The 10155-nt window shown below is 58.3% G+C and carries 9 protein-coding genes; 2 read left to right on the top strand and 7 right to left on the bottom strand.

Features of this window, described 5'->3' with window-relative positions:
• Positions 1–121: 121 nt before the first annotated feature.
• The 4 genes from ACOZJV_RS22930 to edd form a co-directional block, all read right to left on the bottom strand.
• A complete protein-coding gene (locus ACOZJV_RS22930) occupies positions 122–1549 on the bottom strand; it encodes an ATP-binding protein (protein WP_421548591.1) in 1428 nt (475 codons plus the stop codon).
• Positions 1550–1580: 31 nt separating this feature from the next.
• The gene (locus ACOZJV_RS22935; protein ID WP_078470930.1) at positions 1581–2312 is read right to left on the bottom strand and encodes a response regulator; all 732 of its coding nucleotides are present in this window, start codon (positions 2310–2312) and stop codon (positions 1581–1583) included.
• 74 nt (positions 2313–2386) lie between these two features.
• The gene (locus tag ACOZJV_RS22940; protein WP_421548580.1) at positions 2387–3343 is read right to left on the bottom strand and encodes a glucokinase; all 957 of its coding nucleotides are present in this window, start codon (positions 3341–3343) and stop codon (positions 2387–2389) included.
• Positions 3340–5166, bottom strand: coding sequence for a phosphogluconate dehydratase (gene edd, locus ACOZJV_RS22945; protein WP_078470932.1), 1827 nt, complete (start codon positions 5164–5166; stop codon positions 3340–3342). The genes ACOZJV_RS22940 and edd overlap by 4 nt, the downstream gene beginning before the upstream one ends.
• 222 nt (positions 5167–5388) lie before the next feature.
• Here edd and gap point away from each other — a divergent pair, with 222 nt between their 5' ends.
• Together gap and ACOZJV_RS22955 are read left to right on the top strand one after the other, a co-directional pair.
• The gene (gene gap / locus ACOZJV_RS22950) at positions 5389–6393 is read left to right on the top strand and encodes a type I glyceraldehyde-3-phosphate dehydrogenase (RefSeq protein WP_020295784.1); all 1005 of its coding nucleotides are present in this window, start codon (positions 5389–5391) and stop codon (positions 6391–6393) included.
• A 42-nt stretch (positions 6394–6435) separates the two neighbouring features.
• The gene (locus ACOZJV_RS22955) at positions 6436–6900 is read left to right on the top strand and encodes a methylglyoxal synthase (RefSeq protein WP_020295785.1); all 465 of its coding nucleotides are present in this window, start codon (positions 6436–6438) and stop codon (positions 6898–6900) included.
• Between the two features lie 963 nt (positions 6901–7863).
• Here the strand turns inward: ACOZJV_RS22955 and ACOZJV_RS22960 are convergent.
• From ACOZJV_RS22960 to ACOZJV_RS22970, 3 genes are all read right to left on the bottom strand, one after another.
• A complete protein-coding gene (locus ACOZJV_RS22960; protein ID WP_421548581.1) occupies positions 7864–8601 on the bottom strand; it encodes a hypothetical protein in 738 nt (245 codons plus the stop codon).
• Positions 8598–9197 carry a hypothetical protein gene (locus tag ACOZJV_RS22965; RefSeq protein ID WP_421548582.1) on the bottom strand — a complete coding sequence of 200 codons (600 nt, stop codon included), beginning with the start codon at positions 9195–9197 and terminating at the stop codon, positions 8598–8600. Before ACOZJV_RS22965 ends, ACOZJV_RS22960 begins: the two co-directional genes overlap by 4 nt.
• Positions 9198–9236: 39 nt before the next feature.
• The coding region (locus ACOZJV_RS22970; RefSeq protein ID WP_421548583.1) for a hypothetical protein at positions 9237–10155 on the bottom strand (919 nt) is incomplete at its 5' end.

Below are 10155 nucleotides of genomic sequence, written 5' to 3' on the forward strand. Positions count from 1 at the left end.
AAGGTTGAAAACCTTCAGTGCACCGGCTGGCCCTGCGGGAGCAAGCTCCCTCGCCACAGAGGGCGGGTGCGCTCAAGCGCTCACCCTGCCTGGGCGATCCAACCCCGCCTTCGACAGGCGCTCAATCAAACGAACGCGGCAGATACAGCGTCACCCGCAGCCCGCCTTCGCGCAGATTCTGCAGGCTGACTTCGCCGCCGTGGCTATGGGCGATATTGCGCGCGATCCCCAGCCCCAGGCCGTAGCCCTGCTGCTGGCCGGCCAGGCGAAAATGCGGCTCGAACACTTGCTCCAGGCGCTGTTCCGGCACCCCGGGGCCCTCGTCATCCACGTGCAGCATGAAGGCGTTTTCATCGTCGTCGATGTGCAGGTGGGCGTTCTGCCCGTACTTCAGCGCGTTGTCGATCAGGTTGCCCATGCAGCGCTTGAGCGCCAGAGGCTTGCCCGGATAACCGGCCAGCGCCCGCCCCTGCTGGGTGACCCGGCCGTTGCCATTGGGCGCGAGGTAGGGTTCCACCAGGCAATCGAGGACCTGATTGAGGTCCACCGATTCGATGTTCTCGTGGATGTCGGTGTCTTTCACACATTGCAGTGCGCCCTTGACCAGCAACTCCAACTCGTCGAGGTCGCGGCCGAATTTGTTTTGCAGTTGTTCGTCTTCCAGCAGTTCGACCCGCAGCCGCAAGCGGGTGATGGGCGTGCGCAAATCGTGGGAAATGGCGCTGAACAGTTGGCTGCGTTCGGTCAGGTAGCGGCTGATACGCTCGCGCATGGCATTGAAGGCGCGGCCGACTTCCACCACTTCGCTGCCACCGCCTTCGGCCACCGGCTCCACGTCCGCCCCCAGGGACATGTCCCGCGCGGCCCGCGCCAGACGCTTGAGCGGACGGCTCTGCCAGTGCACCAACAGGCCGATAAACAACAGCAAGAAGCCGCTGGTGAGCACGATAAACCACACCTGCTGAGCCGGCAGGCCCTGCTCTTCAAGGCTGGTATAGGGCTCGGGGAGCAAGGAGGCGATGTACAGCCATTCGCCGGGGGCCATCTGGATCTGGGTGACCAGCACCGGCGGGTTGACCGGCTCCAGGGTCAGCGCGTAGTGGGCCCAGGAGCGCGGCAGTTCGTCGAGCTTCAGGCCGCCGTTGAAGATCCGCAGGTCTTCGGGGCTGACGAAGGTCACCGAGATATCGGCCTCGCTGCCCAGGGACTGGCGCAGCACCTCGTCCACCGCCTTGAGCACCGCCTGCTTGCGCGGTGTCGGCGGCAGCACCTCCATGCCCAGTGGCTTGTCGTTGAGGGTCACCACAAACCGCGTGCCGCCCATGCTGCGCAACTGGTCGAGCACCAGGGGTCGATAGGCCACCGGCAACGAACGCAGGTAACTGACGCTGGCGGTCATCGAATGGGCCAGGCTGCGGGCACTGGTGACCAGGCCCTCAAGCTGGGTGGCGCGCAACTGCGAGACCCAGATCACGCTGGACAGGGCCTGAGCGAACAGCACCGCCAACAGCGTCAGGAGCAGCATCCGCCCCAATAGCGAACGCGGCACCGGGACCCGGGTCGCGAGACGCCGCAGGCCGTCAGTGAGCATTGCCGGCCACCACGTTGGCGGCCAGCTGATAGCCACTGCCACGCACGGTACGGATCAACCGCGGCGGCTTTTCGGTGTCACGCAGGCGTTGGCGCAGGCGGCTGACCGCCATGTCGACGATCCGATCCAGGGGCATCAGGTCGCGGCCACGGGTGGCGTTGCCGATGGTGTCGCGATCGAGGATTTCCTGGGGGTGGTCGAGGAACAGTTTGAGCAGGGCAAAGTCGGCGCCGGACAGGATCACTTCCTCGCCGTCGGTATGGAACAGCCGGTGGCTGACCATATCCAGCCGCCAGTCGTCGAAGCACAGCACCTCGCCGCCGGCGCGCTCCTGGCCGAATTGCGCACGCCGCAACAGGGCCTTGATTCGCGCCTGCAGTTCGCGGGGGCTGAAGGGTTTGCCCAGGTAATCGTCGGCCCCCAGTTCCAGGCCGATGACCCGGTCGGCTTCGTCGGAGCTGGCAGTGAGCATGATGATCGGCACCTGGCCCACCCGTGGGTGCTGACGAATCCAGCGGCACAGGCTGAAGCCGTCTTCGTCGGGCAGCATCACATCGAGAATCACCAGGTCGCTCGGGGCCTCGTTCAGGGCCTGGCGAAAGCCGGCGCCATCGGCCGTGCTGCGCACCTGGAAGCCGGCGCGGCTGAGGTAAGTCTCCAGCAGTTCGCGTATTTCCTGATCGTCGTCAACCAACAAAATCGACTTACTGACTGAGCTCACTTGGTCGTCCTTGTTGTTAGGAATGGAGCGCGATTATGGCCTAAACGGCCCGCTACAGGAGACCCTCGACGCCCTCAGATCGCCGCCTGTTCCAACGCCACCCCGGCTCCGGTCAGGCCTGAATACGGCGCCGTCACCAGCCACACCGGAATGCCCTTGAAGTAATCGCTCATGCAACCCTTGTCGGCAAAGCAGCGGGCAAAACCGCTCTGGATGAAAAAGTCGGCAAAACGCGGAATCACTCCGCCGACGATATACACCCCACCGCGAGCGCCAGTGGTCAGCACGTTGTTACCGGCCACCCGGCCCAGCCAGCAGCAGAATTGCTCCAGGACTTCGACGGCTATCGGGTCACCGGCCAGCCCGGCAGCGGTGATCGCCTCCGGGGTGTCGAGCACGGCCGGATGCCCGTCCACCGCGCAGATCGCCCGGTACACCCGCGGCAAACCACCGCCGCTGAGGGCGGTCTCGGCGCTGACGTGGCCGATCTCGTTGAAAATGTGCTGCCAGAGCTGGGTCTCCCGAGGGCTGCTCAACGGCAGGTCGACATGGCCGCCCTCGCCGGGCAAGGCCATCCAGCGCTGGTCACCGAGGTCGAGCAGGGTGCCGACCCCAAGCCCGGTACCCGGGCCAATCACCACGGCCGGGCGCAACGGCTCGGGCGTGCCCGGGCAGACCTGACGAAACTCGTCGGGTTGCAGCCGGGTCATGCCCAGGGCCATGGCCGAAAAGTCGTTGACCAGCAGCAATTGGTCGACCTGCAAGGTCTGGCAGAACGCCTGACGGCTCAGGCGCCAATGGTTGTTGGTAAAGCGGAACTCGTCGCCGCCCACCGGCCCGGCCACCGACAGGCACACCGAACCGATCGAACCCGGGGCCAGGCCCAGGTCCTTCAGGTAGGCGCTGATGGCTTGTTCCGGGCTGCTGTAGTCCGCCGTCGCATGCACCTGGATCGAGTCCAGTTGCTGGTCTTTCCACAACGCGAACCGCGCGTTGGTCCCACCGATATCACCGACCAGGGCCAGTTTCACTTAAGCGTCTCCAGGGCAGAGGTAAAGGCGCTGGCGCCCTGCTCTGCCGAGCTGAAGGCCATGCGCATGAAGCCGAACAATTCACGACCGCTGCCGACATTGTTGCCCAGCAGGCCCTTGGCCGGCTCGCGGGCCGCGAATTCATCGGCGTCTACCTTAAGCTCCAGAGTGCCCTTGACGCCATCCACGCGAATGATGTCGCCATCCAGCACCCGCGCCAGCGCACCGCCGACCTGGGCCTCGGGGCTGACATGAATCGCCGCCGGGATCTTGCCCGAAGCGCCGGACATGCGTCCGTCTGTGACCAACGCCACCTTGAAGCCACGGTCCTGTAAGACGCCAAGGAACGGGGTCATCTTGTGCAATTCCGGCATGCCATTGGAGCGCGGGCCCTGGAAGCGCATGACGGCGACAAAATCTTTTTCCAACAGGCCGGCCTTGAACGCATCGGCCAGGTCCTGCTGGTCCTGGAACACCACCGCCGGAGCTTCGACGATCTGATGCTCAAGGGCCACGGCCGAGACTTTCATCACCCCACGGCCGAGGTTGCCCTCCATCACCCGCAGACCGCCTTCCGGCGAGAATGCGCGAGCCACCGGGCGCAGGATGTTTTCGTCGAGGCTTTCGATCGGGCCGTCGCGCCACACCAGCTTGCCGTTGTCCAGGAACGGTTCCTGGGTATAGCGGCTCAGGCCCCGGCCAGCCACGGTGTTCACGTCTTCGTGGAGCAGGCCGGCTTCCAGCAGCTCGCGAATCAGGAACGACATGCCCCCCGCCGCCTGGAAGTGGTTGATATCGGCCTTGCCGTTTGGATAGACGTGGGACAGGGTCGGCACCACCTCGGAGAGGTCGGCCATGTCCTGCCAGGTCAGCTGAATTCCGGCGGCCTGGGCGATGGCCGGCATGTGCAGGGTGTGGTTGGTCGAGCCGCCAGTGGCGTGCAGGGCGACGATGGAGTTAACCAGGGAGCGTTCGTCGACGATTTCACCAATCGGGGTGAACTGACCGCTCTGCTTGGTCAGGCGCGTCACTTGTTGCGCAGCCTCATGGGTCAGGGCATCGCGCAACGGCGTGTTGGGGTTGACGAAGGACGAGCCCGGCAAGTGCAGGCCCATGACTTCCATCAGCAACTGGTTGGTGTTGGCGGTGCCGTAGAAGGTGCAGGTGCCGGGGCTGTGGTAGGACTTCATTTCCGACTCCAGCAGCTCTTCGCGGCTGGCCTTGCCTTCGGCGTAGCGCTGGCGCACGTCGGCTTTCTGCTTGTTGGAAATACCCGAGACCATCGGCCCGCCCGGGACGAAGATCATCGGCAGGTGGCCAAAGCGCAACGCGCCCATCATCAGCCCCGGGACAATCTTGTCGCAGATACCGAGCATCAGCGCCGCGTCGAACATGTTGTGCGACAGCGCCACGGCGGTGGACAACGCGATCACTTCGCGGCTCGGCAGGCTCAGTTCCATGCCCGGCTCGCCCTGGGTCACGCCGTCGCACATGGCCGGGGTGCCGCCGGCAAACTGGCCGACCGAGCCGATTTCGCGCAGGGCTTTTTTAATCTGTTCCGGAAAGTGCTCGTACGGCTGATGCGCCGAGAGCATGTCGTTATATGACGAAACAATTGCCACGTTGGCCGCGTTCATCATCCGCAGGCTGTTTTTATCGTCGGTGCCGCAACCGGCCACGCCGTGGGCAAAGTTCGCACACTGCAACCTGCCCCGTTGCGGGCCGTCGCTGGCGGCGTCGCGAATCAGAGCGAGGTAGGCCTCGCGAGTGCCGCGACTGCGGGCGATAAGCCGTTCGGTGACCTCAAGAACGCGGGGATGCATGTGTAGAACTCCAGGCTAACGGATGTGGCGACCTGTTTGTCTATGCTGATCAAAACGCCGTCAGGCCAGGAAGGCGCAGCGGTTTCTTGACCATTTGGACCAGTTGATTCAGGTCACTCGTTGTAGATAAGACAAAATATTGCCACTAAAAAGGCTTGTTTTCTATTTTTTTGCGAATAATCTTGTAATTCCAACAACAAAACCACGGCAGGCACTTTTCCAATGACTCTACGAATCGCAATCAATGGTTTTGGCCGTATCGGCCGTAATGTCCTGCGCGCACTTTATACCCAAGGCTACCGTCAGGACCTGCAGATCGTCGCCATCAACGACCTGGGCGACAGCTCGATCAATGCCCACCTGCTCAAATACGACACCGTGCACGGCACTTTTGATGCAGACGTGCAGCACGATCAGGAAAGCCTGACCGTCAACGGCGACCGGATTGCCGTCAGCGCCATCCGCAATCCGGCCGAACTGCCCTGGGCCGCCGAGAAGATCGACGTGGTGTTTGAATGCACCGGCCTGTTCACCGACCGAGCCAAGGCGGCCGCGCATATCAGCGCCGGCGCCCGCAAAGTGATCATCTCGGCCCCGGCCAAAGGCGCCGATGCCACCGTGGTCTATGGCGTCAACCACGACCTGCTGCGCCAATCGCACCAGATCATCTCCAACGCCTCCTGCACCACCAACTGCCTGGCGCCCGTGGCCCAGGTGCTGCACCGCGAGCTGGGCATCGAAAGCGGCCTGATGACCACCATTCACGCCTACACCAACGACCAGAACCTGACCGACGTTTACCACACCGACCCGTACCGCGCGCGCTCGGCGACCCAGAACATGATTCCGAGCAAGACCGGCGCCGCTGAAGCGGTGGGCCTGGTGCTGCCGGAACTGGCAGGCAAATTGACCGGCATGGCCGTACGGGTACCGGTGATCAACGTATCGCTGGTGGACCTGACCCTGTACCTCAAGCGCGAAACCACCGCCGACGAGGTCAACGCCCTGCTCAAGGAAGCCAGCCAGCACTCGAAAATCCTCGGCTACAACACCCTGCCCCTGGTCTCCAGCGACTTCAACCACAACCCGCTGTCGTCGATCTTCGACGCCAACCACACCAAGGTCAGCGGCGGTCGACTGCTCAAGGTGCTGGCCTGGTACGACAACGAATGGGGTTTCTCCAACCGCATGCTGGATAACTGCCTGGCCCTGTGCAACGCCGAATAAGCGCATTGCGGGAATAACGGACATAGCGTGGAACAGCAACCGATGATCGGTATCAGCTTCACCGAAAAGACCATGGCGGCGCGCAAGCGCATCGCCCTGGTCGCCCATGACCACTGCAAAGTATTCCTGCTGGACTGGGCCGAACGGCACAAGGACACGCTCGCCGAGCATGACCTTGTGGCCACCGGCACCACCGGCCTGCTGCTGACCAAACGCCTCGGCCTGCCGGTGCAAAGCATGATCAGCGGGCCCTTGGGCGGCGACCAGCAGCTCGGCGCACAAATCGCCGAACAGCGGGTCGACCTGCTGGTGTTCTTCTGGGACCCCTTCGAACCCCAACCCCACGACCCGGACATCAAGGCCCTGCTGCGAGTCGCGGCCGTGTGGAATATTCCGGTGGCCTGCAACGAGTGCAGCGCCGACTACCTGCTCAGCAGCCCGTTGATGAGCCAGGCGCATACCCATCGGATTCCCGATTATCAGGCTTACCTGGCTGGGCGTGGGTAAGTTACTCGGGGATTAATGCGGCTTGAAGATGTGGGTATGGATAGGCAAACAGAAGGTTGCGATGTTCGAGTTACAAGATGAGGTACAAACGTCAACAACTGAAGTGATGGTGTTGATCGTATTGAAATAAAGATGGGCGATTTCGAAATCGCCCAGTTTTCCTTTTAAGGGGACAAATAGTTATTTCAGTTACATTTAACCCCCACGGCATTTTTTGAACATATCGAGCGGAATTTCGCCTTGCTTTAGTACTGAAATACTCAGCACACAAGTTAACCTAATACCAGCTCAGAATTACAATCAGCAGTTCGAATAGTCGTGAAATTCATAAATGCAGAAGACCTTCGCTATGTTCCGTCGGGGCATATCGATGCTATATCTTGTTTGCTGGATAACGGAAATTTTAATCCGTCGACTTCGGCGTCAATGCCACACACACCCAAACCAATTGCTATTGGGTCAGTGCCTTTGGATGATAGCGCTAGGTGATCACTAACGCTATTAAGAAACACAGGACCGAATTCTGTCATGCGCACTAGACTGCCATTGTTTTCATTCATATCAAAAGAGAAAGAGCAGACATTCTGGCTAGCTTGAATGCTATATAGACTAACTCTATAGCCTTGGCTGACAAGCTCGACTTTCAACGTATCAGCAAAAACATCTGTACAGGACTTCCCGTCGACAGGAGAAGTGTACAGTGTGCTTCTTATTTTGTAGCAGCCGACCCAACCTTCCGAGTATATGACCTGGGTGACTCGAGTTGACACTTCGTGTTTGTCACCTCCGCGGTCGTTTGCAAATATCGATACGGAGAAGAACGCAAGTAGACAAGCTGACATTTTTTCACTCTTCTACTCCTACTGTAGGATACTACAGTCCTTTGTTGGGCACCTTCGTACTACAGAGGTTCCACCGCATCCGAAACACAACCGGGCAATTGTTCCACACTTTACGGACAACTTACTTTATATTTAACGCATCCACCTCAACCCTTATTTTACCCCTTAAATTTTCACTCACACCCAGGCGCTCGTCATTAACCACCTTTAGATAATCTCCCACGTTATCCCGGGAGACAGGATCACAACGAAGTACATTATTTACATCAAGCGTAGGATCCACTCGACTATTCGGACCACTTATATATTTCTTTATATTTGGAAAGCCTTTAGAAAGTAGATCTAAAGAGGGATAACCATCATCTCTGATCCATTGATCTGAGCGATCAAATTTCCCAGAACACATCATATCGGTGTGAATTGCCAATACACAGGCTTGGGGAAGCGCGATAAAAACACAATAGTAACGCTCATGATTTCCTACTACCTCACCTGTGTCATCAGTCACTTCCCCCTTGTCTAGCGCGCCTACCCAGGCCAGCTTGCAAGAGGGTGAAAAGTGGCCAGATAGGTCATCTTTAACAAATGGAATATTCATCTGCCCCAAATCGATGTAATCAGTGGTAACCCTATCACTTGAGAACCTTACCTTCATGTAGGTTTTTTCGGCTTGCTTATTGTTGAAATACTCATCAAAAAAATCAATCTTCCCACATGCGTCACCTGTCACTACCTCTCGCTTCTCCCTAAGCAACTCCACGCGTGCAGGTTGATCTAAGTCGGAGGGCATCTCGCTCAGACTTTTCGCATTAGCAGTAATAAAAAAAATAGAAGTGACAAGACACGACAATACTTTCATAACCTTGACCTTAACGCATGGTAGCGTGCAGTGGCATCTGTCATCTGCCTTGTTGTTCCGTAATCTTCAAGAATTTTTTTCTCGTACGATTGGTGGTATTGCCCCCAGTCTCCGGGCACCTTAGAAACTTCAGGATTCGCCTGAAAAAAACGTAGTAATGAAGCCCCAAGATCCCGTACGACATAGGTTGGTCTATTGATGTGATGATCCAGTACCAGAGCGTGCCCTAAGTGCGAGGTTAAATACTGCTTTATTTGATATACCTGCCCACTTGGCACCAATGAAACCACAAGACGCAATCGATCTATGAAATCCATCACCTGTAGTTCGACATATTCGTCACTGCGAATCAGATTTAGAAAGGGCGCCAATATCTGGCTTTCTTTTTTTCCTGATGTACTCGTGAAAGAAAACTCTTTTCTAATTTCCTTAACTAAAGCCCCTTTGGTTAACCCTCTGTAAGAAAACTCGCAGCCTTTGACACTCCACTCGCAATCCTCAAAAAACTCATCATAAAGTGTCAAGTGCCTATTTTTGAATTTAACAACTTGATCATAGAGCTCCCCCTGCCCCTGCGGATTTATTGTTTTCTGCATAGCTCCAGCAGTAAGTATCTCGCTATCATACGATTGAATTTAGTCCAAGTTTCCTTCGTTTGGCGACATTGCAACTATTATTGTCTTCTCATCATTTGACACCACACCTGACTGCACCATTCTATTCCAAGCTGGATAACTTTCCAGGGGCATCTCGCCGGCATGCGCGGGACCGTACTTATTATTATATTTAACTCTATAAAAAACCTTTCCTATGCAGCAACCGCACTGACAAGAAGATCTTTTCAAGATTGCAGCAACTAAAGCAATCGGATGAAAGTGATAGACCTTCGCCCCCTCCGGTAACCCAACATCCGCAGCCACCTCCCCCCACCAACGCAATTTCATCACGCAGTTCTTTTCCGCTCTCACATTGTCCATGGCCCACTTGCCGAGCTTGACCGCGATCTCGGAGATCACGCCGTACTTGCCGGCCCAGGACGGGACGTGCCATTCGCTGGTGTGATAGGCGATCAAGCCTCCCAGGCGCTTTGCAAGCGCTCGATTCTGCAAGGCGGCGTCCAGGTTTTCTTCACTGAGTTCGCCCTGGTTGTTCAAGCCCATGAGTTGGCGGATGTGTTTGAAGAATGGGGTTTCTTCGGGTCGCTGGCCGCCTCTGAGGAAGTCGACGAAGGCGCTGGCGGTGCCGTCCCACCAGGTTCCGGCTTGGTTGCTGGCGGCGTCGACGACGTCGAAACCGGGCCAATGCCAGGGGGTCAGGCGGCGGTCGGTGTCTTTGGCCCAGCCGTGGACGATGGAGCCGTCTGCTGCCAGGACTTGGACATTGACCCAGCTCTGCTGGTGGTCATCCTGCTGCACGGTGGTGTGGCGGGTGATGCCCGTGGTCCAGTCTGTCGCCAGGTCGATGACCGAGGGGGCATCGTCTCTGGGTTCGGCTTTGATCGGGTCGCCCTGGCGCAGCCGCACCAGGGTCCAGTGCTGTTTCGGCAGGTTTTCG

The organism is Pseudomonas sp. QD4, assembly GCF_049199125.1.
GTDB lineage: Bacteria > Pseudomonadota > Gammaproteobacteria > Pseudomonadales > Pseudomonadaceae > Aquipseudomonas.

Coding starts and splice junctions, on each gene's coding strand:
- edd (WP_078470932.1), bottom strand. CDS start 5,166: ATGCATCCCCGCGTTCTTGAGGTCACCGAACGGCTTATCGCCCGCAGT.
- gap (WP_020295784.1), top strand. CDS start 5,389: ATGACTCTACGAATCGCAATCAATGGTTTTGGCCGTATCGGCCGTAAT.
- ACOZJV_RS22955 (WP_020295785.1), top strand. CDS start 6,436: ATGATCGGTATCAGCTTCACCGAAAAGACCATGGCGGCGCGCAAGCGC.
- ACOZJV_RS22960 (WP_421548581.1), bottom strand. CDS start 8,601: ATGAAAGTATTGTCGTGTCTTGTCACTTCTATTTTTTTTATTACTGCT.
- ACOZJV_RS22965 (WP_421548582.1), bottom strand. CDS start 9,197: ATGCAGAAAACAATAAATCCGCAGGGGCAGGGGGAGCTCTATGATCAA.